Below are 23967 nucleotides of genomic sequence, written 5' to 3' on the forward strand. Positions count from 1 at the left end.
GTGTGCCCAGACGGTAATTTCTCAACAGGTCTACCGTTATCGCGAGCAAGCTCACTCCTACAGCGTCTGTGTTTGACCCGAGGCAACGTGTTTTATCAAACTCTTAACTTTTAGGCGCATGCCGGTACCATAAGGAGACTTTCCCCGAGGACCGGTTAAATGAAACGCCTTGAAGATCTGATCGAACACGATGAACCTGCCCTGCCCTTGTTAAAGGAGTTGCTGAGCACTGCGCAACGCAGCTGCCAGTTGCTTCCTCCTTCACAGGACAACGCCAGAGTATTGATGGGGCTCCAGATCACTACGCGATCAACTTTAGGCGCGGTTGCGTACGAAACCGGAGGCATCCTCATTGATGGAGGCTGGCTACGCTTTCTGGGATCCGGACACGAGCAACTGTCCAGAAACATCCTTGACTGGACCCATCTGCACGACGGTGGCGGTCACCTGTTGGTGGCGGACGACGCAGCAGGCGGTTTCTTTTCAATCAATGGCGGACGTTTCGGAGAAGACGTTGGCTCAATGTATTACTGGGCACCGGACACTCTGGAATGGGAGCCATTGGAAATTGGCTATACAGACTTTCTGGAGTGGGCACTCAGCGACCAAATGCTCATGTTCTATAAAGACCTCAAATGGCCGACATGGCAAGAGGATCTGGAGAAGATGAACGCAGATCAATGCATGACGTTTTATCCGTTCTTGTGGACGCAAGAGGGATCGCTGGAGACAAGCAGCCGCAGAATTGTGGACGTCGCAGAACACTATGAGTTGAACATCGGTTTTGCCAGCAAGTTGGAGAATCCACCGGGCTAGCATACCTCAACCATGGATTTGACACGCAGCCCCTGGCGGGGCGCACGCAGGTTATGACCGCCGCTTAAGTGGGTTGTAATAATGATCGTCCCAGTTTTCAAGGGAAGGCTTGCGGGTCGTGCACGGTTCATATCGGGTGTAGTATGAAAAACCTTCCTCAATAACACGGGGAGCCGCCGTAATGGTCTCTCCATCCTTGACTAGCCAGGTGGACAGCTCGCGCCTGAAATACCGGCGCATGGCGTTGGGGGCAGTGTTGTCGCATGACTCCGCCACCTCGATATACAGCTTGCCCCCATACTCAAGGGTGAAGTCGAGTGATCCGCTGGCGGGAAATTCACCTTTGTAAATAGGGACTCTGATCTGGCCTCCCCCGCAACCCCCTCCTCCATAGCCGGCTACCCCTATGCTGCCCATGCAGAAAAATCTGTCGGCGCCGAGTACGATCTGGTGAATTTTTACTGACGTGTTGGCAAGCGGTTCTCCGTTGTCACCGACCACGCGCAAGGTGAGGTGCATAGGCTCGGGCATTCGAACCCCGTTCGCGACCGGGCTACATCCGGTCAAAGACAGTGTCAACAGGGCCATCGTGGCCAAGAGGGGCAGTGCTTTCATGTGTGGTGTGGTCTTCTATGAAGGATTCCATCCCGGACGTCCGTGCTGTTTCCTTAAACGCACCCGGGTTTAGCCGTGCGGCATTGTTACATGCTTCGCGTGAGTCGACGTTGCAATTGAGGACACTTCAAACCTGTGCGCCGCTTAAGCTGAGAACCACCATTTCCGACCCCATCTGCCTGGCGTATTGTTCCAGGGTATGGCGGGCGATGCTAACCACTTGCTCAGTCAGTTCCATACCAACCCCGGCGCGCCAACAGGCGATGATGTCCAGCGCTTGAGGCCGCGTCACGTTTTCAAGGATGAACAACTTGCCCTCGGCCAACTCTTTGCTGACCAATGCCGTCGGCAACGCACCAATACCAAAGCCGTCACCCACCAAAAGAGTCATGGCGGCGACCGAGTTCACGCAGCTGATTCGCGGGCTGTCGACGCCGCCTGCGTGCAGCAGGTTGAGAATGTCCTGATGCGGACGGGAGTTACGGGAGAAGGTGATGATGCGTTCGGCAGCCAGTTCGTCGATAGACGTGTAGCTGCGCTGGTAGATGGACCCGGCCTGCACGATCCACTCGACCGGCAGTAAGGCCAGATGCTGGTTGCGGACCGCATCACTGCGAACCATGTCGGTCTGCACGATCAGATCCAGATAGCCTTTCTGCAGCTGGTCGCACAAGTTAAGTGATGTATCGACGGTGAGCTCGATTTCAACCGCCGGGTAACACTCCATCAACGTCGATATGAACGGGCTCAACCACGTGTGGATGACCGTATCCATGACGCCGAGCCGCATACAACCCTTGAGATCGCTGGTGGCACTGATCGATTGCTGAAGCGCATGCATCGTGTCGATCATCTGTTCTGCATAGTCGAGCACCCGCTCCCCTTCAGGCGTCAGCGATACGCGTTTGGAGTCACGCAAGAACAGCTTTGCACCGAGCTCCGCTTCCAGAGCAGCAATGCGGTTGGAGATGGAGGCCTGGGTGGTGAACATCTTTTCTGCGGTCAGGCGGAAGCTTTTCAGCCTCGCCACCCAAACGAAGGTTTCGAGAAACTTCAGGTTCATGCGTAACAGCCCGTACCAATAATGGATCTACCCGCACAAAGGGCGTCAGTCAGCAGGATCCACACGCAAGTTGTACGCCAGAATATTCAAAGGCAAAGGTTGCCGAGCGCTCTTAAAGAGTACGCATGATGGCTCGACGGAAGTCATCGATGTGGTGATGGATAGCCTTGATGGCGGCCGCGCTGTCGCGGTTTTCCATGGCAGTGAGTAGCTGCAAATGCTCGTCGTAGATGCGTTCACTGTGGTGCATTTCGGACAATGTAAGGAACCAGAAACGCGCCTGTTTTTCATGCAGCGTGCGGAGTAACTCAGCCAATACCCGGTTGCGTGCAGCGGCGGAAATCGCCAGGTGGAATTGCAGGTCAACTTCCATGAGACCCTTCACGTCCCGACGCTCCAGCAGCGGTTGGGTGCGTCCGATGATTTCGCGCATGTGGATGAAGTCGTCTTCCTGCGCGCGCTCGACGGCCAGCTTCACGCACAGCTCTTCGTTGGTTCTACGCACTTCGATCATGTCGAGAATGTCGTTCAACGATATGGGCGTCACCATCACGCCCTTGCGCGGCAGGATCGTCACCATGCCTTCCATTTCCAGACGGTGCAGCGCCTGATGCACCGGCGTACGGCCCAAGCCAAGCATCTGAGTCAGTTGCGCCTCATTGATCGCTTCGCCTGGACGCAGTTGGCAGGAAATGATGCGTTGCTTGATCTGTACGTACGCCAGTTCGCGCAGGCTTGCACCACTCTTGGCGGCGGGTTTGCCAACAAGATCGGCGGTGGGCAGGTCAGTTGAATCGAGCAATCCGGAAATCCTCATGGGGCGCTGCTGATATATCACTGTATTTCATATCGTCTGGATTGTCGCTTTTCACGCCACCCCAAACCGGTAACAAAAACGCGCCATTAGTACGCACGGCACGCCCAAAAGCGGTGCGATTTGGTAACACAGTGCTTTTTCGATCTTCATAAACTACTTGTTATGTATCTATTAAACACCTGATTAGTATCAATTTAATGCTTAGACAATACTGACTGGCATATCAATTGCCTATTGATAATCATGTGATATATCAGTGTAACTTCACTAACGACTAACACTCTTCCTATCTGAAACGAGGGCCACACATTGACTCAGCTAACTCTCCAGGTCGCCAACCATGGCGCCGTTGTTGTAGAAATCGATCACTTGATCATCGCTGGCTGGGCTGGCCGTAACAGTGCAGCCGTTGAGCATCACATTGCTGAACTGGAAGCTCTCGGCGTTCGTCGTCCAACTCAGATTCCGTGTTTCTATCGAGTGGCCGCCAGCCTGCTGAACCCCGCCGAATCCATTCAGGTGCCGGGCAAGGATTCTTCCGGGGAAACCGAGTTTGTGTTGATTCCGAGCAGTGTTGGCTTGCTGGTCGGCCTGGGTTCTGATCACACGGACCGCAAGGTTGAAGCCTTCGACGTCACCGTTTCCAAGCAAATGTGCGACAAACCGATCGCCGCCACAGCCTGGCGTTTCGATGAAGTCAAGAGCCACTGGGATCAGTTGATCATGCGCACCTGGCGCACCCGCGACGGTGTTCGCAGCCTTTATCAGGAAGGTCCGGTCACCAGCCTGCTGGCACCCGACACGCTCCTGGCCAAGCTCAACGACAATGCCAGCCTCGCGCAAGGCACCGCGATGTTCTGCGGCACCCAGCCGGTGATCGGTGAACTGGGCTACGGCGAAGCCTTCGAGATGGAGTTGTTTGACCCGGTGCTCGATCGCAGCCTGCGCCACGCCTACAGCGTGGAACCGTTGCCAGTCGCGGAGTAATGCAGATGAAGCCAATCAAAGAGCTTGCCGAGGATCTCGCCAGCGGCGCTACCACCAGCGAGGCCTTGGTAACCGAAGCGCTGGAGCGCATCAATGCGCACCGCGCCCAAGGGGGCAAAGCCTACATATCGGTAGATGCAGAAAGTGCTTTGCAAGCTGCACGTGCCAGCGATCTGGCCCGTGCCGCAGGCTATGTGCCCTCCCCGCTGGCGGGACTGCCGGTTTCCATCAAGGACTTGTTCGACGTAACCGGACAGGTCACGGCTGCAGGCTCCAAAGTGTTGGCCGGTAATGCACCCGCCGAGACTGATGCGCTCGTCGTTGCGCGCCTGAAAGCCGCGGGCGCGATTCTGCTGGGCCGTACCAACATGAGTGAATTTGCGTTCTCCGGCCTTGGCTTGAACCCACACTTTGGTTCTCCGACCAGTCCTGCTGCGACCGGACGCATCGCGGGCGGGTCCAGTTCTGGCGCAGCGGTCAGCGTTGCCGAAGGCATGGCGGTTGCCGGTTTGGGTACGGACACCGGTGGTTCGCTGCGCATTCCGGCAGCGTTCTGCGCGTTGGTTGGCTTCAAACCCACAGCCAACCGAGTGTCGGCTCAGGGCGCATTCCCTCTGGCCACAAGCCTGGACTCCATCGGAGCGCTGACCGCCACGGTCGACGACAGCATCGTGCTGGACAGTATTCTGTCAGGCGAGACCCTGGATACCCGGCCTGCTTCGCTCAAAGGCCTGCGTCTGGCAGTTACCCGTGACTTCGTCATGGACGGTGTCGATGCCACTGTCGCCGCCGCCTTCGAACGCAGCTTGCAACGCCTGACTGATGCGGGAGCATCCATTCGCTGGTTCGACTTCCCCGAGTTGCACGACCTGCCAAAGATCAATGCTGCGGGAGGCCTGACGGCTGCCGAAGCCTGGTATTTGCATCAGGGCTGGCTCAGTGGTGAGCAAGCGGCTGACTACGATCCACGCGTGGCGCAGCGTATACGCCGGGGTGAAGCGTTGAGTGCGGCTGATTACCTGCATCTGCTCGCCCAGCGTCAGACCATGATTGACCTCGCCACCCAACGAATGGGCGATGCCGATGCCTGGTTGATGCCAAGCGTTGCCGTGGTACCGCCAGAGCTGGCACCGCTGGAGCAGGACGACGCGCATTTCTTCGCCACCAACGGCCTGGTGTTGCGTAACACCAGCGTGATCAATTTCCTCGACGGCTGCGCAATCAGCCTGCCTTGCCACCTGCCAGGGGAACTGCCGGTGGGCTTGTCCATTGCCGGTCTGAAGGGTCAGGACGCCCGGGTGCTGCAAATCGCCCGCAGTGTCGAACCCCTGCTGCGCACCCCGTAAACCTGAGCGTGATTGTCGTTGCGCTCGCGGCCGTTGCCGCGCGCGCACCGGTATTGCAGCCATCGATAGGCTGCCATCTCTTGATCGATGGAGATGCAACATGAACCACAATCCCGCCCTGAATGGCAGCGCTGCTGACGTCGCGTCCGATCACGCCGCAACCTATCGCAAGATTGCCTGGCGCCTGCTGCCGTTTCTGGTGTTCCTGTTTGTGCTAGCCTGGATCGATCGGGTCAACGTCGGCTTTGCCAAACTGGCGATGCTCGACGATCTGGGCTTCAGCGAAGCGGTCTACGGACTCGGCGCCGGTATATTTTTCATCGGTTACTTCCTGTTCGAAGTACCCAGTAACCTCTTGCTGGAGAAGATCGGCGCACGCCGCACGCTGGCCCGGATCACGATCCTTTGGGGGCTGACATCGATGGCGATGGCCTACGTCTCCAGCCCGATGTCGTTCTACATTTTGCGGTTTCTGCTCGGGGTGTTCGAAGCCGGGTTCTTTCCTGGCGTCGTGCTGTACCTCACCTACTGGTTTCCGGCCGCCCAGCGCGCACGCATCAACGGCATGTTCATGACCTCGTTTGCCATTGCCGGTGTAGTCGGCGGCCCGATTGCCGGCTTCATCATGAGCCGCATGGTAGGTGTCGGGAGTCTGGCGAACTGGCAATGGCTGTTCATTCTCGAGGGCATTCCTTCAGTGCTGGCAGGTTTTGCTGTGCTTCGCTATCTGCCGGAGAAACCCGTCAATGCCAAATGGCTGAGCTCTGCAGAACAGCAGATGGTCAGCGCGGTGATTGCTCGCGAAGACGCGGAGCCGGAAAAACACAGCGACCTCAAGGCGCTGGTCCGTAACCCCAAGGTCTGGCTGTGTACGCTGGTGTATTTCTGCATTGTCTCGGGGAACGCCACCATCGCGTTCTGGACGCCTTCGGTGATCAAGTCGCTGGGTGTCAACGACACCATGAGCATCGGTTTGCTGGCAGCAATCCCTTTTATCGTGGGTACCCTGGCCATGCTGTGGAATGGTCACCATTCGGATAAAACCGCCGAACGTCGCATCCACTGCGCCACGGCAGCCTTGCTCGCAGGATTGGGCCTCATCGCAACCGGCCTGTGCCTGGGTAACGCAACCATGGCCTTGATCGCGCTGACCATTGCAGCAGCCGGGATTCTCGCGGCGTTTCCGGTTTTCTGGTCAATCCCCGGCGCGTTCCTCGCGGGGACTGCGGCAGCGGGCGGCATTGCACTGATCAACTGCATCGGCAACCTGGCTGGCTTCATCGCGCCTTACATGATTGGCTGGCTGCGCACCTTGACTGGCAGCCTTGCGGCGGGCCTGTACTTCGTTGCTGCGTTGGAGATTCTGGCTGCAGTGCTGGTGTTCTGCCTGTTCAAGGATGTGAAAGTCAGCCGTACGAAGTGAGCTGTGGGAGAGTCTCTGTTTGCATGCAATCTCGCAGGACCGGCTCCCACAGGGTTGAGTTGATCTGTTCCGCGCCACTGCCCACAAAAAAGCCCCCGGACCATTTGGCCGGGGGCTTTCTTTATACCTTGTCTCGCTACAACCTATTTCTCCAACGGCTTACCTGCCGTCTCCCTGGCGCAGATCAGCGCGATCAGCGTGATGCTCAACGCTGCGCACACGTAAAGCGAAACTGCCAACGTCGAGCCATAGGATTTATACAAAGAGGCGATAATCAGCGGAGCGAAGCCACCACCGATAATTCCCGCCAGCGTATAAGCCAGCGACGAACCGGCATACCGGACGCGAGTCGGAAACTGCTCGGTAACGAAGGCAGCTTGCGGTCCGTACATCGCCGCGTGAATGACCAGGCCCACGATCACTGCGACACAGATTGACAGTGGCTGAGCCGTATCCATCAGTTTGAAGAACACAAACGCCCAGACCATCGCGCACAGCGCGCCGCCGATGTACACCGGTCTGCGGCCGATCTTGTCCGAGAGGATGCCGAACAGCGGTACACAGATCGCATTCAACCCCGCGCCAATCATCGTTGCAGTCAGCGCCAAAGGACGCGGCAAGTGCAGGACCGTGGTCACATACGTCAGCGTAAATACCACGACCAGCGCATACAGCACATCCGAACCCACCCGTGCGCCGCCCGCCAGCAGCAGCCGACGCCAGTGATTGCTGAAGACTTCCTTGATGGGGGTCTTTGCCGTTGCATTGTGTGCTTCGATTTCCTTGAAAACCGGCGTTTCTTCCACTCCGCGACGCAGCCAGAGACCAAAGATCACCAGCGCGACGCTGGACAGGAACGGGATGCGCCAGCCCCATGACTGAAAGTCTTCGGGGCTCAGTCCCCATGAAACCAGCGCGATGAAGCCAGTGCCCAGCAACGTACCGCAGGAAGGGCCGACCTGAGTGAACGATGCATTACGACCGCGTTGATGCTGCGCGCCGTGCTCCATGGAAAGTAAAACCGCGCCCGCCCATTCGCCGCCAATTGCCGCGCCCTGCACGAAGCGCAACGCCACCAGCAGAATCGGACTCCAGATACCCCACGCGGCGTAAGTCGGCAATAGCCCCATAAGCCCCGTAGCGACACCCATCAGAACCAGCGTAGTAACCAGCACGAAACGGCGGCCGAGCTTGTCGCCCAAGTGACCAAAAACAATGCCCCCCAAAGGCCGGGAGATGTAGCCGACAGCATAGGTAGAGAACGCGAGAATAGTGCCGGTGAGAGGATCAAACGACGGGAAGAAAATCGCATTGAAGACCAGCGCCGCCATCAGGTTGTAGACCGTGAAGTCGTACCACTCCAGCGTCGTGCCAATGGTACTGGCGGCTGCGAGGCGACTCATCTTCTTGCCCGAAGCCACGGGCGCTGAAGAGGCAACCGGTGGGGAGTCGGACAGCGCCTGCGAGGTTTGCGTTGTACTCATCATGTTCTCCATTAATCAACAATGAAGAAATGATCTGTCGACACATCGAGGCCTGACAAACGGGTTTTTTACACGGCAACGATCAGTTTTTCTTGTGCAAAATGGCCTGCGCACCAATCAAGTGCCACGAATGAACCACGCTGGCGCAATCTCCGCCAATGTTGAGGAAAATGAGGCTTATTGTGAATGGATCTTGATGCGCACAAGGTCCAGAAAATAATCCAGAACTGCCGACGAATTGCTATCGGACCACGCCATTGCGATCCCGCTTGATAGCTCGCTCGCTTCATCCCTGAGCTGACGATAAACAACCCCGTGCCGCGTTACGTTTTTGAGTGATGCGGAGACAAACGCCATACCCCGCCCCTCAGCAATCAAGCCCAGTAATATGTGATGGTCGTCGGGTTCAGGGATCGTACGAGGCCTGAAGTTATGGCGCTCAAAGATTGCCTGGCAATGGTCATAAAACCCTGGGTTCAGCCGACGCTCGAATCGGAATATCGCCTCGTTGTTCAGGTCAGCAAAACCTAGCTTGCGCTTACGCGCGAGGGAATGACTGGCTGGCAGAGCGATCAGTACTGGCTCCTCCAGGAGCGTTTCGACATGCAGTCCTTTGGCCTCGGTATGCAGACCGATAAAAGCCACATCCATCGTGCCGCTCTTGATGTCCCGCACAAGGCTGATCGAGTGTTTGCCCGTAGTCTTGACCATCAAACCCGGATGGCGCAGCCGTAAGAGCTCCGACACATCGGGAATAATGCTGCGATCAAATACAGTTGTATAACCCACGCAGAATCGGCCGCATTCAATCTCGCGCGTTGCCTGTGCAATAGCCACAGCCTTCGCCGCTTGTGCCAGTGTTCGTTTGACCTCAGGCAGAAATGCCAGGCCTGCCGCAGTAAGCGTTACCCCGGTTTGAGTCCGCAGAAACAGTTCGACGCCAAGTTGATTTTCCAACTGACGGATTTGCCTGCTGAGTGGCGGCTGGGAAATGTGCAAGCGCGTTGCTGCACGCCCAAAGTTGAGTTCTTCGCTGAGTGCAAGGAAGTAACGGAACTGTCGCAGATCAATGGCTTCGTTCATACCGAAAAGGTATCACCCAAAAGGTATTGGATCAAAGCTCCGCGGCAGTCCTATGGTGGGTTATACACTTCAGTGGAGCAGGGAATTATGGAAAACGAACGGTATGCCAGAGGCTTGGCAAAGCTCAGAGAGATCGATGGTCAAGCGGGCGAAAACGTTATTGAAAGCCTGAAAGACATTGCACCTGATTTCGCACGGTTACTCATAGAGTTTCCGTTTGGCGATATCTATTCAAGACCGGGTCTAGACCTCAGAAGCAGAGAGCTGGCAGTCGTCGCAGCGCTCACCGCCATGGGCAACGCCGCACCGCAACTCAAGGTGCATATCCACGGCGCTCGCAACGTCGGCTGCACTGAACAAGAGATTATCGAAATCATCATGCAGATGGCCGTGTATGCAGGATTCCCCGCTGCGTTGAACGGTTTGTTTGCTGCCAAGGAAGTGTTTGCACAGCACGACAGCCCATAGCTGTCTGTGTGGTGTTCTATGTGGGAGCGGTGCTTGCCCGCGATAAAGGCGACACGGTCTGAAGGATATACCGCGGTGTTCGTATCACGGGCAAGCACCGTTCCCACATAAATCGCATCTATTCAGTGATTTATGTTTGTTTTATAAAAGCTCTCAATCAGTGTCATATCGACTTTCTAACCGAGCGTTTAAAACACATCGACAACGTCTAGGATAACTAGCGTGTGGTGCGTCCCAGTTGCCAGACCCGAGCGACATCCCTTGCCCGTTCCTGCAATAAACGCGGTGCGTCCTGACAGGCTTCTACCAGGGTCATCGGACCGGAAACTACCGAAAAGGCAGCGGTAATACCGTGCTGATACAGCGCTTCATAGCCTTCTCCCAATGTTCCGGCAAGTATCACCACCGGCACGCCATGCTTCTGGGCGACGCGGGCCACGCCCATGGGGGTTTTGCCTCTCAGGGTCTGGAAGTCGCAACTGCCCTCCCCGCTGATCACCAGGTCTGCGTCCCGGACTTTTTCTGCAAGGCCAACCAGTTCAGCCACCACTTCAACACCCGGTCGAAACCCTGCCCTCAGGAATGCTTTCGCGGCAAAGCCCATGCCTCCGGCGGCACCCGCGCCGGGTTCGTCTCGCACATCGCGTTCGAGGACGGCCGCGCAACAATCGGCGTAGCGCGCCAGTGCGTGATCCAGCGATTGTATTTGCTCAGGGCTTGCACCTTTTTGCCGGCCAAAGGTAAAGGAGGCCCCTTGTGGTCCGCACAGCGGGTTATCGACATCAGCGGCGATCTCAAAGCTGACCGACTGCAAACGGGGGTCCATACCACTCAGGTCGATGCGCGCAAGATCGGCGAGCGCGAGACCGCCGGGAGCCAACGGTTTTTCTTGCACATCATAAAACCGCACACCCAATGCAGTGAGCATGCCCGCACCGCCGTCGTTGGTTGCGCTGCCGCCGATGGTCAATACGACTTTCTCGGCACCTGCATTCAGAGCTTCGACAATCAATTGGCCAGTACCGACAGTCGACGTGATGCAGGCGTTGCGCTGTGCCACCGCCACCAGTTGCAGACCGCTGGCTTCAGCCATTTCGATGATTGCAGTACGCGACTCGGGCAACCAACCCCATTGAGCGGTAACGTCTGTGCCCAGTGGGCCGGTGACAATGTGCTGACGTCGTTCACCGTCGAGTACTGCCAGGATTGCATCCACGGTGCCCTCACCGCCGTCGGCCATGGGGCATTGAACCAGTTCTGCGGAAGGGAAAACTTCAGCCAGGCCCAGCGCGATAGCTTGAGCAACATCGGCCGCACTCAGGCTGTCTTTAAACGAATCAGGTGCTATGACGATCTTCATTGATGCTCTCCGGCGATCTATTTGTTGTGCCTTCAGGCTGACACCTTACCCATCGTGCAAGCTTTAGTCTGCGGTCATGTGTAATAGCTGCGCGTAAGTACCCGGCGCTTGCGGACCACCGGTCAGGCTCAGCACGCCGATGAAGCGCCCATCAAGGTCCGGTCACCGTTTTTACAAGTCAGCTGCGCGACACCAAACAAGCGGACCGAGAAATACAAATTGGTCGGTCCAATTCAGGATAAATAAATATTGGTCTTGCCAATAAAATTCCCGGCGTGTAGTTTTCAGGCGTGATCATCCGAGCGGGCACCTGCCCGACTACAACAAAAAGAGATCAACAAAAAGAGATCCTCCTGATGTGTAGATATCCCGCCTGCAGCGCGCTCGGTGCCCTTTCCCCGACCAAGGAGCATCAGCATGCTGACCGTCATCTGTAACGAACCCGGCTCGTTAACCGCTATCGAACGCGATAAGCCGCTCAGAAAAGCCGGAGAAGTCCTCATCCGCGTCAAGCGCGTGGGTGTCTGCGGCACCGACCTGCATATTTTCACCGGCAACCAGCCTTACCTCGAATACCCACGAGTCATGGGCCATGAGTTCTCCGGGGTCGTCGAAGACGCCGACAGCACCAGCGAGCTTGCTGCTGGCGACGTGGTTTACGTGATGCCCTACCTTTCATGCGGGACATGCATTGCCTGCAAACAGGGCAAAACCAACTGCTGCACCCGAATCCAGGTGCTGGGGGTTCACTGCGACGGGGCGTTCACCGAATACCTGAGCATCCCCCAGGCATTCGTTCATAAAGCGGCGGGTGTTTCTCTTGATCAGGCCGCGATGATCGAATTTCTCTCGATCGGAGCCCATGCGGTGCGTCGCTCAAATGTGCAGGCGGACAAGCGCGTGCTGGTGGTCGGCACCGGTCCGATTGGCATGGCCGCGGCGATCTTCGCTAGTCTTCGCGGCGCGAAGGTCACGGTACTGGATACCCGCGAAGACCGTCTGGCCTTCTGTAGCCAACACTTGAACATTCAAGAAGCGGTGCAAATCGGCGAAGGCGACAAGCAGGCTTTGGCCGACCTCACAGAAGGTGATTTTTTCGACGTGGTATTCGACGCCACTGGCAATGCCCGGGCCATGGAACGCGGCTTCGAGTTCATCGCGCACGGCGGCACCTACGTCATGATTTCAGTGGTTCGGGACTCAATCACCTTCTCCGACCCTGAGTTTCACAAGCGTGAAGCCACCCTGATGGGCAGCCGTAACGCCACCAAGGAGGACTTCCACTATGTGGAGGAATGCTTGCGCAACGGCCTGATCCCGGATGCAGCGCTGAACACCCATCGGCTGACGCTCAAAGATGTTGCCGAATCGTTCACCACACTGCTCGACCCGAAACAGGGCGTCGTCAAAGCCATCATCGAGTGCTGAAAAAACGCATTTAGAGGACGCACCATGAACCAGCCCTCCTTGCTTGTTTTGTCACCCGGGGATGACGTCGCTGTCGCCCGAGGTGACATCGCCGAAGGCCAGCAGCTCAGCGCCGACGGCATTGAGCTGATCGCCCGGCAGTCGATTCCGTCCGGCCACAAGATTGCCCTGCGCGGCGTATCGACCGGGCAACACGTGCTCAAGTATGGCCAGCCCATCGGCCAGGCAACGCAGAACATCGAGCCCGGCGACTATGTCCATGTGCATAACCTGGCCATGCCGACCGTTAATTCCGAACACAGCGTGCAGAACGTCTATTCGCCCACTGCATTGAGCCACGAGCCAGCCACGTTCGAAGGTTACCTGCGCGACGATGGACGGGTCGGCACCCGCAATTACATTGGCATCATTTCCAGCGTCAACTGCTCCGCAACTGTCTGCAAGCACATTGCCCAAGCGTTCACTGCCGAGCGCCTGAAGGACTTTCCCAATGTTGATGGCGTGGTTGCCATCACCCATGGCAGCGGTTGCGGCATGGGCGCCAAAGGTGAAGGCATCGACATCCTCAAGCGGACGTTAAGCGGCTACGCGAATCACGCCAACTTTGCCGGTGTGCTGTTGATTGGCCTGGGGTGTGAGGTCAACCAACTGACCCCATTGCTGGATGAGCTTGACGACCGCGCAGCCCTGTTGAAGGCCAGTCTGATCATCCAGGATGCGGGCGGCACACGTGAAACCGTACAACGCGGCATCGCCCATATAGAGGCAATGTTGCCAATCATCAATAAATTCCAGCGTACAACCGTAGCGGCCAGCAACCTGTGCGTCGGTCTGCAATGCGGCGGTTCAGACGGTTATTCGGGCATCACCGCCAATCCGGCACTGGGCGCAGCGGTCGATCTGTTGGTGCAACAAGGCGGCACCGCGATACTTTCGGAAACCCCTGAAATCTACGGCGCTGAACACTTGCTCACGGCCCGCGCCGCCGCCCCGGAAATCGCAGCGCAATTGATGGAGCGGATTCGCTGGTGGGAAGCCTACGTCCGCCACAACGACGGTGACATGAACAACAACCCCTCGCCCGGCAACAAGGCCGGGGGCATCACCACCATTCTGGAAAAATCCCTGGGTGCGGTGGCCAAAGCAGGTGCTACCGGCTTGATGGGGGTTTACCAGTACGCTGAAACCATTAAAGCCCGGGGGCTGGTGTTCATGGACACGCCGGGCTATGACCCGGTGTCTGCGACAGGTCAGGTGGCAGGCGGTGCGAACCTCATTTGCTTTACCACCGGCCGGGGTTCGACGTACGGTTGCAAGCCCACACCCTCGCTGAAGATTGCTACCAATACGGGGCTGTTCCAACGCATGGAGCTGGATATGGATTTCAATGCCGGGGGGATTGTCGACGGGGTTGAGTCCGTGGCCGAGTCAGGTCAACGGTTGTTCCAGTTGATGCTCGATACCGCCTCCGGACGGCAAACCTGCAGTGAAGAAAATGGCTTGGGGGATAACGAGTTTTTGCCATGGCAGATCGGCGCGGTGATGTGATAGCGGCTTGAATCCAGACAGCATGGACGGTTTCATTAGCGGCGAAACAATCGGTCGCTATGGTAGCCTTCGCCAACTTTCCGAGGGACGCCGTCGCCATGGTTTCACCGATCAACGCCGCTGAGCGAAAGCCGTATCAGAAAATCGCCGATCAATTGCGCAATTACATTGCGCAGGCGGACTTCAAAACCGGTGCCAGGCTTCCCCCTGAACGTGACCTGACGCGGTTGCTGGGGGTATCGCGACCTTCGCTGCGCGAGGCTTTGATTGCACTGGAGATCGAAGGCGCCGTCGAAATCAAGATGGGCTCAGGCGTTTATGTGCGCGCCAACCAAAAGGAAGGCAGCAGCAAACCTGTGACGTTGGGCGAGAGCCCCTCGGAGTTGATGCAGGCCCGAGCGTTGATCGAAGGCGAAAGCGTGATTCTGGCCTGTTTGCATGGCAAGAAAAGTGACTACCGCTATTTGCAGGACTGCATCGACGCCATGCGCGCAAGCATTGCCAACGGCCTGCCACCGCTGGAGGACGACCGCAAATTTCATCACCGTCTGGCTAAAATGAGCGGCAACTCGGCACTGGTGCGAATTATCACTGCACTGTTTGATGAGCGACACAATCCAATTTCTGCTCACCTCAGCAAGCATTCAGAGAACGCGTCAACCTGGGAAGCGGCAGTCATTGAGCATGAGGCGATTCTGCGTGCGGTTGCCAATAAGGACGTGCTCGGCGCCCAGACCTCGATGCGCCAGCATTTGAGTCGCTCGGAAGGACGCTGGCTGCAGGCGCTGGAGCCTGAGGATGTCAGGAGTTAGTGTTGACTTTATATCTGTGGCGCCTGCATCGCGGGCAAGCACCGCTCCCACATGAGATCGCAGCTTCCTGCTGGAGCCGCGCTTGCCCGCGAACCAGTCGACGCGGTATGGCAGAAAAACTGCTTTATCGTTCTTCGCGGGCAAGCACCGCTCCCACAGGAGATCGTAGCTCCCTGTTGGAGCCGGGCTTACCCGCGAACCAGTCGACGCGGTATGGCAGAAAACCGCTTTATCGTTCTTCGCGGCAAGCCTCGCTCCAACAGGGGAACACGGTCTCATGTGGGAACCGGGCTTGGTCTGGGCTGCACTCGAGCGATATATGTGTGGCGTCCGCATCGCAGGCAAGCCCGGCTCCCACATGAGATCGCATTCCCCCTGTGGGAGCGGTGCTTGCCCGCGATATAGGCGCTAAGGTCTATCAGACGGACAACATCAACTCAACTGCTGCCGCACAGCCAGTTCCACCCCGCGAATCTCTGCCAGGCCTTTGAGCCGACCAATCAGCGAGTAACCAGGATTGCTCTTGCGATGTTGATCGTCCAGCAATTGATGCCCATGGTCCGGGCGCAATGGCAGGCGTGGGCCGCCTTCGCGTTCACGTCTACGCTCCTCGGTGACCAGCTCACGGATAACCCCGACCATATCAACGTCGCCGCCCAGGTGATGGGCTTCGTGGAAGCTGCGCGGGTCCGCCTCGCGGCGGGTTGAGCGCAGGTGCGTGAAGTAGATGTACGGCGCAAAGTGCTTGGCCATGGCCACAAGATCGTTGTCTTCGCGTACACCGTAAGAGCCGGTGCAGAACGTCAGGCCATTGGCCTGGCTAGGCGCGGCGTCCAGCAACCATTGCGCATCGGCGGCGGTGGACAGAATGCGCGGCAGCCCCAGCAGTGCACGGGGTGGGTCGTCCGGGTGGATCGCCATCCGCACGCCAACTTCCTCCGCCACCGGAATCACTGCACGCAGAAAGTACCCCAGATGCTCACGCAAACGGGCTTCGTCGATATCAGCGTAAGTACGCAGCAAGGCTCGAAAATCTTCCAGGGTGTAATGCTCCTCGGCGCCCGGTAAACCTGCAATCAGGGTATTGACCAACGCCTGGCTCTGGCTTTCGGTCAGCCCTTCAAAATAGGTTTTGGCCTGCTGAATATCCTCGGCACTGTACTCGGCTTCTGCCCCCGGACGCTTGAGGATGAACAGGTCGAAGGCGGCAAACGCGGTCTGGTCGAAACGCAGTGCCCAACCACCGTCTGCCAGTTCCCAGGCCAGGTCGGTACGTGTCCAGTCCAGGACCGGCATGAAGTTGTAGCAGACGATATCAATGCCGCAACTGGCCAGGTTACGCACGCTCTGCTGGTAGTTGGCGATGTACTCATCACGTCGGCCGCAGCCGCGCTTGATGTCTTCATGTACCGGGATGCTTTCCACCACTGACCAGGTCAGGCCAGCATCTTCGATCATTGCTTTGCGCGCCGCGATGGCCTCTACTGGCCACACTTCGCCGTTGGGGATTTCATGCAGCGCAGTGACGATGCCGGTCGCTCCGGTTTGCCGGACATCCGCCAGGGAGATCGGGTCTTTGGGGCCAAACCAGCGCCATGTCTGTTCCATGTGCTTCTCCTTTCTTGTTAGTGGTGTGCAGCGAAGCGTTGCAGCACGCTGCTGATACCTTCGCCAACCAGCGAGCTGTAAGCCTGTTGCACGGCGTCACGAAACGCCGGGCGATTGGCCAATGCCGCCGGGAAAACCTCATCCAGTTCGAGAAATGCGTCTACCAGAGCCGCATCTTCGAAACGCCCCGCCAGATCGGCAAAAGTGGCGTTCAATGGATCGTCGATAACCTGCTCCGTCGGCTGCGTGCAGTAACGAATCCAGGCCGCGACGCCCAAAGCGGTACAAGCGATATCGCGACCGTCGTCAAGCAACTGCTGTGCGCCGAGCAGCCAGCGTTGCGGCAGCTTTTGCGAACCGTCCATGGCAATCTGGCGCAGGCGATGTTGCAGGCTGTCATTGGCAAAGCGCGCTTTCAAATCACGGGCATAGAGGGAAAGATCGATGCCCGCAGGCATGTCCAGCGTGGGTGCGGCTTCATGGGCCATGTAATGCTCAATGAGACCTGCCATCCGGGCGTCGTTGACCGCCTCGAACACCAACTCATGTCCCGCCAGCACACCCACGTAAGCCAATAACGAATGGCTGCCGTTGAGCATGCGCAGCTTCATCGTTTCGAAGGGCTGCACGTCGTCGACCATCTGTACGCCTTCCACTTCCCAGTCAGGGCGACCCAGCGGAAAGTTGTCCTCGATGACCCACTGGCTGAAGCTTTCACAGACCACGGCCGCTGGGTCATGGCAGTCCAGTTGTTGCTCCAGACGACCGAAAGACTCTGCGGTCATGGCCGGGACAATACGGTCGACCATGCAACTGGGAAACGCCACGTGCTGGTCGACCCACTGCGCCAGGTCTTGATCCTGCTCTACCGCCAGGCCGCGCACCGCTTGCCGGGTACGCTGGCCGTTGTCAGGCATGTTGTCGCAACACAGGACAGTGAAAGCCGGGATGTCAGCTGCCCGACGACGGCGCAAGGCTTCGAGGACGATACCGGGCGCCGAACGCGGCGTGTGCGGATGAGCAATGTCATGGGCAATCGTCGGATCTTCAAGGCGCAGTTGCCCGGTTGACGGGCTCAGGCAGTAGCCTTTTTCGGTGACGGTGAGCGTGACAATCCGCGTTTGCGGCTCGGCCATGCGCTGCAACAGTTTTTCCAGCTCGTCACCGCCCTCGCCCGCATACAGCGCCTGGCGCACGACAGCAATTTCCCGCAGCGTCACGTGCTCACGGTCGCGGTACTCGGCGACGTGGTAGCGGCCATCCTGCTCGCGCAATAGATCAACCACGGCGCGATTGGAACGCAGGTTGGCGCTGCATAAGCCCCAACTGCTCTGGCCATGACGGTTGAGGTTGCGTTGAAGGTAGACCGCCTGATGGGCTCGATGAAACGCCCCCAGGCCCAAATGCACGATACCGATCTCCGAGGCAGGGTCGGCAGCAGGCACACGGTTCACAATTGGCATCGAAACGCTCCTTATGTTCTGGGATGGCTCAAGGCCGAATCATGCTGCGGGATCTGCACAGCCGCCTCACCCGTGTCTGCAGCGCTCAGCGGTTTTACGTAACGCGCCACGCACACGGCGCCGATTACGGTCAACAGCCCCGCCAACAGGAAGGCACTGGTGAACGAGCCGGTAAACTGCACCAGAAAACCGGTCAGGGTCGGGCCAATGATGCCTGAGGTGTTCGCCAGGAAATGCATGAAGCCACTGACCCCACCCACGCGTGCGGCAGGCACGGTGTCCTGAATGATCGCCCAGTAAATGGCACCGGTCAGGTAGAGGAAGAACACGGCCAGCGCAACAAGAATGACCGCCGGATAAAGTGTTTTGACGATCCCGGCCACCGCAATACAGGCAGCGCAGGCCAGCAGGCACGTGACCAGCACCACTTTGCGGGAGAACATCATCCGCCCGGTCTTCTTGAACACGAAATCGGAAATGAAACCGCCGAGGGCCAGACCGAGGAAACCCAGCAGCCACGGAATAACGGTCGCTATGCTCATGTCCTTGACGTTCAGGCCATGGGCCATGGTCAGGTAGCTGGGGAACCAGGTCAGGAAGAAAAACAACGTGTAGTTATAGGAAAAGAACGCCAGAGAGGTGAACAGGACCGTAGGTTGCTTGAGGTAATAACGCAGCGGATGCACCGGCAACGAAGCCACTTCGCTCGTGCCTTCGGCGCGCTGGATCTCTTCAGCCACCTTGCCTTCGGGTTTGTCCTTGACGAACTTGAACCACACTGCAGCCCAGATCAGGCCTACCACCATGATGATAATGAATGACACTTTCCAGCCGTAGCTGATGGCAATGAAGCCTACCACCGGCCCGGAAATCGCCCCGCCCAGCGGCGTGCCGGACATGGACGAACCCAGTGCCCGCGCACGTTGCTTGGGCGTGTACCAGTTGTTGACCATCTTGCTCGTGGTGACGCTCAACGGCCCTTCACCCATGCCGAACAGGATGCGGATCAGCACCAACGAAGCGAAACCTACGGTCAGCACAGTCAGGCCGCTGAACAACGACCACAACACCATCGCCAGCAGCAGCGTGGTTTTTGCGCCGTAGCGATCAGCCGCCCAGCCACCGATGAAGTTGAACGCCGCGTAGCCGACGAAAAAACTGCTGAAGATCATGCCCATTTCACCTGTCGTCAGACCGTAGTCCTTCTGGATGAAAGGGGCTGCCACGGACAATGCAGAGCGATCCAGGTAGTTAATGACGCCTGCCAGGAACAGCATGATGATAATTAATGTACGACCTTGACCAAACATTGGAACCTCCCGCTTTTTATGTTTATTCGGTGAGGGTGCCCAAAGGGCACTCGTTTCTACAGGGGACTAGTGACGCGCTTCACCCAACTGCACCAGCACCTTGCGGGTCTGTTCAGGATAGTGTTCGATCAGGTCGATGGCCGCAGGCATCTCGTCGAAAGACACCTGATGGCTGACCAGTTCCTGAACCTGCAATTTGCCGCTGGCAATCAGCTCGATCACCTTGGGGAACTTGCGGTTGTTCAGGCGCGAACCCACCAGGGTCAGCTCCTTCTTGATCATTTCCAGTTGCACCAGATCACTCGGTGTCGCGTTGAAGCCCAACAGGCCAATACGCCCGGCTGGCGAGGCCAGGCGAACCATTTGCGGCATCAGGGACGGAATGCACGCCGCGTCGACAATCAGCGGGACGCCTTCGCCATGAGTCAATTCGCGCATCGTGGCCTCAACGTCGACCGCCTGACCATTGAGGGTGTGACTGGCGCCGAGGGCTTTGGCGGTTTCCAGCCGCGCGTCGATCACGTCGGTGACGGTGATATCGGTCAAACCCAGGGCCCGGGCCATCTGCACCAGGGTCAGGCCAATCACCCCAGCCCCGTAAATCAGCAGACTGTCACCCGGATGCACCTGCATGCGATCCAGCACATTGAGCGCGATGGAGTAAGGTTCTACCAATGCCGCGTGGCTCAAAGACATCGAGTCCGGCAGGCGATGGGCGTTACCGGCCGGGACGCAGACTTGCTCGCTGAAACCACCGTCGCGGTGCACCCCAATCACTTGCAGTTTTGTGCAGACGTTAGGGCGGTTGATCCTGCACGGGTAACACGTGCCGCAACTGATCACCGGGTCGATGCACACGCGGTCGCCGGCCTTGAGGTGTTCAACGCCCTCGCCCACTTCGCGAACCACGCCAGAGAACTCATGACCGGTGACCCGTGGGAAGCGCACGAAAGCGTTCTGCCCGTGAATGATGTGCATGTCCGAGCCGCAGATACCGGCGTAGGCGACGTCAACCTTGACTTCGCCGGGTGCGACTTGCGGCACCTCGACCTGGGCCAGGCCGAACTCAAAAGGTGCTCTTACTTGAAAAGCTTTCATCGGATAACTCCTGTCAGGGCGGCCGCCGCCTGATGTTCTTGTTGTGGTAAATCGTTTTTTACTGGTATCGAAGCTGGGCTTACCAGTGCCAGAGCGTGCCGTCTTCAAGGCGATTGACCGGCAGGCTGGCGCGTTTGTAGGGGTATTTCGCCGCGAGGTTCTCGTCAATGTCGACGCCATGTCCCGGAGTTTCGCCCGGAGTGAAATGGCCGTCTTCAAAGCGATAGGCGTGAGGAAAGACTTCGTCTATTCGCTCGTCGTGGGGCATGTGTTCCTGAATGCCGAAGTTAGGCACCCAGGTATCGAAATGCAGGGCAGCGCCCATGCACACCGGCGACAGGTCTGTAGCCCCGTGAAAGCCGGTACGAACCTGGAACAACGCAGCAAAGTCCGCAATGCGTCGCACATGGGTAATGCCCCCTGCGTGTACCAGGGTGGCGCGGATGTAGTCGATCAACTGCTCCTGGATCAGCTCGCGGCAGTCATGAATCGAGTTGAAGACTTCACCCACCGCCAATGGCGTAGTGGTGTGCTGACGGATCAGGCGAAACGCAGCCTGATTTTCAGCCGGGGTGCAGTCCTCCAGCCAGAACAGGTTGAACGGCTCTACAGCTTTACCCAGCCGACCCGCTTCGATAGGCGTGAGGCGGTGGTGGACGTCATGAAGAATGTGCAAGTCGTCACCGAAACGCTCGCGAACGGCTGCAAACAGTTTGGGTACATAGTTGAGGTATTTGGCGGTGTCCCACATATGTTCGGCAGGCAGGTCACTGTCGGCTGGCTCATAGCGCTCGCCGCTGCGCTTGGCCACGCCATAAGTGGTCGCAATCCCTGGAATCCCACACTGCACGCGCACCGCTTTGTAACCCAGCTCCACATGGCGGGCGACTTCGTCCAGGCAACCCTCGATGTCCTTGCCGGTGGCATGCCCGTACACCATCACCCGCTCGCGGCTCTTGCCACCCAGCAACTGATACAACGGCATGTTGGCGGCCTTGGCCTTGATGTCCCATAGCGCAATGTCTACTGCGGCAATCGCGGTCATGGTCACCGGACCACGGCGCCAATAGGCCCCGCGATACAGGTACTGCCAGATGTCCTCGATACGGTGGGCATCGCGACCGATCAGCGCGGGCAGCACGTGTTCTTCAAGGTAGGCGACCACCGCCAGTTCGCGGCCATTGAGGGTCGCATCACCAATGCCATAAATACCGGCATCCGTGACGATTTTAAGAGTGATCAGGTTGCGACCCGGACAGGTCACGATCACGCGGGCTTCAATGATTTTCATCAGTTGCGGGCCTCTGCGGCAAAAGAAAAAGAAGGCATATCCAGACTGGGCATCGCGGCTACGGGGATCAATGCACCGCGATGCTGAACGACTTGAGCGGCCAGTCGATGTCCCCACTGAGCCGCGAGATCCGGGGCACCGCCTTGCAGGCGACAGGAGAGATATCCGGCGCTGAACGAATCGCCTGCCGCCGTGGTGTCGACGATGTTGCGCACGGCTTCGGCAGGCACTTCGAAGCGCTGGCCGGCGCAGTTGATCAGGCATGACGCCGCGCCGCGCTTGAGCACGACCTCGTCCACGCCAAAGTTCGCATAGGCACTGAACAAGGCCTCCACGTCTGGGTAAGCGAACAGGGCTTCGTCATCCTCCCAGGTGATCAGGGCCAGATCGGTCAGGCGCAGGATGTCGCTATAGGCCTGGCGAGCTGCGTTGGCGTCAGGCCAAAGGTGAGGACGGAAGTTGTTATCGAAAACGATCCGGGTGCCGGATTCACGGGCTTGAGCCACCGCCTGCAGCAGGCGCTCGCGACCATCGGGCGTGAGAATCGCCAGGCTGATGCCGCTCAGGTAGAGGTAGTCGTAGTCGGCCAGCGCCTGCAGCATTGCATCTGCTTCAGGCCCGTCGAACATGCGCCGCGCTGCAGCCTGGCCGCGCCAGTACACAAAGCGACGCTCGCCACGAGTATCGGTCTGGATGACGTAAAGCCCCGGCAATGCGTCCTTGATCACCCTGACGTGCCGGTTGCCGACGCCCTCGTCACACCACAACTGGCGCATGGCGTCGCTGAAGCTGTCCGCGCCGATGGCGGTCACGTACTCCACGGCGATGCGTGCAGCTGGATTCAATCGGGCGAGATAGACGGCCGTGTTCAGCGTGTCACCGCCAAACGTCTGGCTGAAGTCCGAGGCTGACTCGGCACGCATCTCGATCATGCACTCACCCACCATCGCTACCGTGACGGGTTTGTGTGAAACGGATTGCGGCTGTTGTCTTGAAATCGCATTCATCGTTACGCGCCTTTATTATTTTTAAAACGGCGTTTCATTTGCAGCTTGGGGCGGAGTTTTGATCAGATTTTGAAGCTCGTCAAGAAAAATGAAACAGCGTTTTGATTCGCTAGCGTATATTCTTGGGTTTTCCGTTCCCGTTGGAGCCTTCATGGACAACAGCACTCTCCAGAACAATGAACTGGTCTCCGCAGTAGGCCGGACCATGGCGGTACTAGAGGCATTGGCAGAACATCCCGAGGAAAGCGGCGTATCGGAAATCGCGCAGAAACTGGACATGTCCAAAAGCACGGTTTATCGCTTTTTGCAGTCACTCAAAGCCCGCGGTTATGTGGTGCAGGACGCCGAAGATCGTTACCGGCTCAGCGTTCGACTGTTTGAATTGGGCGCGCAAGCCCTGCCTCATCTGGACATCGTCCGCGAGGCTGAGCCGGGCATGCGCCGTATCAATGAGCTGACCGGCGAGACCGTGCATTTGGGGATTCTTGACGAAGGCAGCATCGTCTACGTGCACAAGATCGACTCCAAGTACAACCTGCGCATGTATTCGCGCATCGGTCGGCGCGCGCCGCTTTACTGCACCGGGATCGGCAAGGTCTTGATGGCATGGCTGGATCAGCCGGAATTGCTGGCGCACTTGCAGGAAGAAAGCTTTGAGCGCCGAACAGCCAACACGCTGACAACCGTCGATGCTTATTTGCAGGAACTGCAGGTGGTCCGCGAGCAGGGCTATGCCGAAGATCATGAAGAATTCGAAGACAACATGCGCTGTCTGGCGGCGCCGATCCGCGACCGTTTTGGTCATGTGATCGGCGGCATGAGCGTCTCCTTTCCCTGCTTCCGCTTTCGCGAAGAACTCAAGCAGGATTACGTCAAGCAACTGGTTGAAGCCACGCAGCGCATTTCCAGCCAGTTAGGTTGGCACGCAAAATAACCTGCT

The 23967-nt window shown here is 58.0% G+C and carries 21 protein-coding genes; 9 read left to right on the forward strand and 12 right to left on the reverse strand.

Translation table 11 applies throughout. The features are described from left to right. Nucleotides 1–159: 159 nt before the first annotated feature. Nucleotides 160–816 (forward strand): DUF2625 domain-containing protein, encoded by a 657-nt coding sequence (locus H8S59_RS07795; protein ID WP_187521041.1) that lies wholly within the window; start codon nt 160–162, stop codon nt 814–816. Nucleotides 817–867: 51 nt separating this feature from the next. On the opposite strand, the gene H8S59_RS07800 is transcribed toward H8S59_RS07795, so the two are convergent. The 3 genes from H8S59_RS07800 to H8S59_RS07810 all read right to left on the reverse strand — a co-directional run bounded on the left by H8S59_RS07800 (nt 868) and on the right by H8S59_RS07810 (nt 3296). Further along, nucleotides 868–1347, reverse strand: coding sequence for a hypothetical protein (locus H8S59_RS07800; protein ID WP_187521042.1), 480 nt, complete (start codon nt 1345–1347; stop codon nt 868–870). 211 nt (nt 1348–1558) lie between these two features. Continuing rightward, nucleotides 1559–2494, reverse strand: a complete 936-nt coding sequence (locus tag H8S59_RS07805; RefSeq protein WP_095101514.1) for a LysR family transcriptional regulator — start codon at nt 2492–2494, stop codon at nt 1559–1561. Between the two features lie 112 nt (nt 2495–2606). Next, nucleotides 2607–3296 (reverse strand): GntR family transcriptional regulator, encoded by a 690-nt coding sequence (locus tag H8S59_RS07810; RefSeq protein ID WP_231675548.1) that lies wholly within the window; start codon nt 3294–3296, stop codon nt 2607–2609. A gap of 324 nt (nt 3297–3620) precedes the next feature. Between H8S59_RS07810 and H8S59_RS07815 the strand changes: the two genes are divergently transcribed. From H8S59_RS07815 to H8S59_RS07825, 3 genes are all read left to right on the forward strand, one after another. Beyond that, nucleotides 3621–4298, forward strand: a complete 678-nt coding sequence (locus H8S59_RS07815) for a DUF2848 domain-containing protein (protein ID WP_187521043.1) — start codon at nt 3621–3623, stop codon at nt 4296–4298. 5 nt (nt 4299–4303) lie between these two features. Beyond that, nucleotides 4304–5644, forward strand: coding sequence for an amidase (locus H8S59_RS07820; RefSeq protein ID WP_187521044.1), 1341 nt, complete (start codon nt 4304–4306; stop codon nt 5642–5644). Between the two features lie 100 nt (nt 5645–5744). Further along, entirely contained in the window at nt 5745–7067 is a 1323-nt protein-coding gene (locus tag H8S59_RS07825) for an MFS transporter (RefSeq protein WP_187521045.1), read from the forward strand. Between the two features lie 143 nt (nt 7068–7210). On the opposite strand, the gene H8S59_RS07830 is transcribed toward H8S59_RS07825, so the two are convergent. Continuing rightward, entirely contained in the window at nt 7211–8551 is a 1341-nt protein-coding gene (locus H8S59_RS07830; protein WP_187521046.1) for an MFS transporter, read from the reverse strand. Nucleotides 8552–8728: 177 nt separating this feature from the next. Further along, nucleotides 8729–9634 (reverse strand): LysR family transcriptional regulator, encoded by a 906-nt coding sequence (locus H8S59_RS07835; RefSeq protein WP_187521047.1) that lies wholly within the window; start codon nt 9632–9634, stop codon nt 8729–8731. A gap of 84 nt (nt 9635–9718) precedes the next feature. On the opposite strand from H8S59_RS07835, the gene H8S59_RS07840 reads away from it, so the two are divergent. Continuing rightward, nucleotides 9719–10102: a carboxymuconolactone decarboxylase family protein gene (locus H8S59_RS07840; protein WP_343073046.1), complete on the forward strand. Its 384-nt coding sequence runs from the start codon at nt 9719–9721 to the stop codon at nt 10100–10102. A 217-nt stretch (nt 10103–10319) separates the two neighbouring features. Here the strand turns inward: H8S59_RS07840 and H8S59_RS07845 are convergent, their stop codons facing one another. Beyond that, complete coding sequence (locus H8S59_RS07845) at nt 10320–11462, reverse strand: glycerate kinase (RefSeq protein WP_187521049.1); 1143 nt, start codon at nt 11460–11462, stop codon at nt 10320–10322. Between the two features lie 417 nt (nt 11463–11879). Here H8S59_RS07845 and H8S59_RS07850 point away from each other — a divergent pair, with 417 nt between their 5' ends. From H8S59_RS07850 to H8S59_RS07860, 3 genes are all read left to right on the forward strand, one after another. Further along, nucleotides 11880–12890 (forward strand): zinc-binding alcohol dehydrogenase family protein, encoded by a 1011-nt coding sequence (locus H8S59_RS07850; protein ID WP_187521050.1) that lies wholly within the window; start codon nt 11880–11882, stop codon nt 12888–12890. 24 nt (nt 12891–12914) lie between these two features. Next, a complete protein-coding gene (locus tag H8S59_RS07855; RefSeq protein WP_187521051.1) occupies nt 12915–14438 on the forward strand; it encodes a UxaA family hydrolase in 1524 nt (507 codons plus the stop codon). A 98-nt stretch (nt 14439–14536) separates the two neighbouring features. Then, nucleotides 14537–15250, forward strand: a complete 714-nt coding sequence (locus H8S59_RS07860) for a FadR/GntR family transcriptional regulator (RefSeq protein ID WP_187521052.1) — start codon at nt 14537–14539, stop codon at nt 15248–15250. Between the two features lie 432 nt (nt 15251–15682). On the opposite strand, the gene uxuA is transcribed toward H8S59_RS07860, so the two are convergent. From uxuA to kdgK, 6 genes are all read right to left on the reverse strand, one after another. After that, entirely contained in the window at nt 15683–16858 is a 1176-nt protein-coding gene (gene uxuA, locus H8S59_RS07865) for a mannonate dehydratase (RefSeq protein ID WP_187521053.1), read from the reverse strand. Nucleotides 16859–16875: 17 nt separating this feature from the next. Further along, a complete protein-coding gene (locus H8S59_RS07870) occupies nt 16876–18321 on the reverse strand; it encodes a mannitol dehydrogenase family protein (RefSeq protein WP_187521054.1) in 1446 nt (481 codons plus the stop codon). Between the two features lie 11 nt (nt 18322–18332). After that, a complete protein-coding gene (locus H8S59_RS07875; protein ID WP_095101484.1) occupies nt 18333–19631 on the reverse strand; it encodes an MFS transporter in 1299 nt (432 codons plus the stop codon). Nucleotides 19632–19697: 66 nt separating this feature from the next. Continuing rightward, the gene (locus tag H8S59_RS07880; RefSeq protein WP_187521055.1) at nt 19698–20729 is read right to left on the reverse strand and encodes a Zn-dependent oxidoreductase; all 1032 of its coding nucleotides are present in this window, start codon (nt 20727–20729) and stop codon (nt 19698–19700) included. Nucleotides 20730–20808: 79 nt separating this feature from the next. Beyond that, the gene (gene manD / locus H8S59_RS07885) at nt 20809–22020 is read right to left on the reverse strand and encodes a D-mannonate dehydratase ManD (RefSeq protein ID WP_095101480.1); all 1212 of its coding nucleotides are present in this window, start codon (nt 22018–22020) and stop codon (nt 20809–20811) included. Beyond that, the gene (kdgK, locus tag H8S59_RS07890) at nt 22020–23027 is read right to left on the reverse strand and encodes a 2-dehydro-3-deoxygluconokinase (protein WP_187521056.1); all 1008 of its coding nucleotides are present in this window, start codon (nt 23025–23027) and stop codon (nt 22020–22022) included. The genes manD and kdgK overlap by 1 nt, the downstream gene beginning before the upstream one ends. Before the next feature lie 151 nt (nt 23028–23178). Between kdgK and kdgR the strand changes: the two genes are divergently transcribed. Beyond that, a complete protein-coding gene (kdgR, locus tag H8S59_RS07895; RefSeq protein WP_187521057.1) occupies nt 23179–23961 on the forward strand; it encodes a DNA-binding transcriptional regulator KdgR in 783 nt (260 codons plus the stop codon). Nucleotides 23962–23967 lie beyond the last annotated feature (6 nt).

Origin of the sequence: Pseudomonas folii, assembly GCF_014357575.1 — a bacterium.
Lineage (GTDB): Bacteria > Pseudomonadota > Gammaproteobacteria > Pseudomonadales > Pseudomonadaceae > Aquipseudomonas > Aquipseudomonas folii.

Excerpts from the sequence above, each read along its gene's own strand:
- H8S59_RS07820 (WP_187521044.1), top strand. The coding sequence starts at position 4,304 with ATGAAGCCAATCAAAGAGCTTGCCGAGGATCTCGCCAGCGGCGCTACC.
- H8S59_RS07830 (WP_187521046.1), bottom strand. The coding sequence starts at position 8,551 with ATGAGTACAACGCAAACCTCGCAGGCGCTGTCCGACTCCCCACCGGTT.
- H8S59_RS07800 (WP_187521042.1), bottom strand. The coding sequence starts at position 1,347 with ATGCCCGAGCCTATGCACCTCACCTTGCGCGTGGTCGGTGACAACGGA.
- H8S59_RS07845 (WP_187521049.1), bottom strand. The coding sequence starts at position 11,462 with ATGAAGATCGTCATAGCACCTGATTCGTTTAAAGACAGCCTGAGTGCG.
- H8S59_RS07825 (WP_187521045.1), top strand. The coding sequence starts at position 5,745 with ATGAACCACAATCCCGCCCTGAATGGCAGCGCTGCTGACGTCGCGTCC.
- H8S59_RS07875 (WP_095101484.1), bottom strand. The coding sequence starts at position 19,631 with ATGTTTGGTCAAGGTCGTACATTAATTATCATCATGCTGTTCCTGGCA.
- H8S59_RS07835 (WP_187521047.1), bottom strand. The coding sequence starts at position 9,634 with ATGAACGAAGCCATTGATCTGCGACAGTTCCGTTACTTCCTTGCACTC.
- kdgK (WP_187521056.1), bottom strand. The coding sequence starts at position 23,027 with ATGAATGCGATTTCAAGACAACAGCCGCAATCCGTTTCACACAAACCC.
- uxuA (WP_187521053.1), bottom strand. The coding sequence starts at position 16,858 with ATGGAACAGACATGGCGCTGGTTTGGCCCCAAAGACCCGATCTCCCTG.
- H8S59_RS07855 (WP_187521051.1), top strand. The coding sequence starts at position 12,915 with ATGAACCAGCCCTCCTTGCTTGTTTTGTCACCCGGGGATGACGTCGCT.
- H8S59_RS07805 (WP_095101514.1), bottom strand. The coding sequence starts at position 2,494 with ATGAACCTGAAGTTTCTCGAAACCTTCGTTTGGGTGGCGAGGCTGAAA.
- H8S59_RS07870 (WP_187521054.1), bottom strand. The coding sequence starts at position 18,321 with ATGCCAATTGTGAACCGTGTGCCTGCTGCCGACCCTGCCTCGGAGATC.
- kdgR (WP_187521057.1), top strand. The coding sequence starts at position 23,179 with ATGGACAACAGCACTCTCCAGAACAATGAACTGGTCTCCGCAGTAGGC.
- H8S59_RS07880 (WP_187521055.1), bottom strand. The coding sequence starts at position 20,729 with ATGAAAGCTTTTCAAGTAAGAGCACCTTTTGAGTTCGGCCTGGCCCAG.
- manD (WP_095101480.1), bottom strand. The coding sequence starts at position 22,020 with ATGAAAATCATTGAAGCCCGCGTGATCGTGACCTGTCCGGGTCGCAAC.
- H8S59_RS07795 (WP_187521041.1), top strand. The coding sequence starts at position 160 with ATGAAACGCCTTGAAGATCTGATCGAACACGATGAACCTGCCCTGCCC.
- H8S59_RS07850 (WP_187521050.1), top strand. The coding sequence starts at position 11,880 with ATGCTGACCGTCATCTGTAACGAACCCGGCTCGTTAACCGCTATCGAA.
- H8S59_RS07860 (WP_187521052.1), top strand. The coding sequence starts at position 14,537 with ATGGTTTCACCGATCAACGCCGCTGAGCGAAAGCCGTATCAGAAAATC.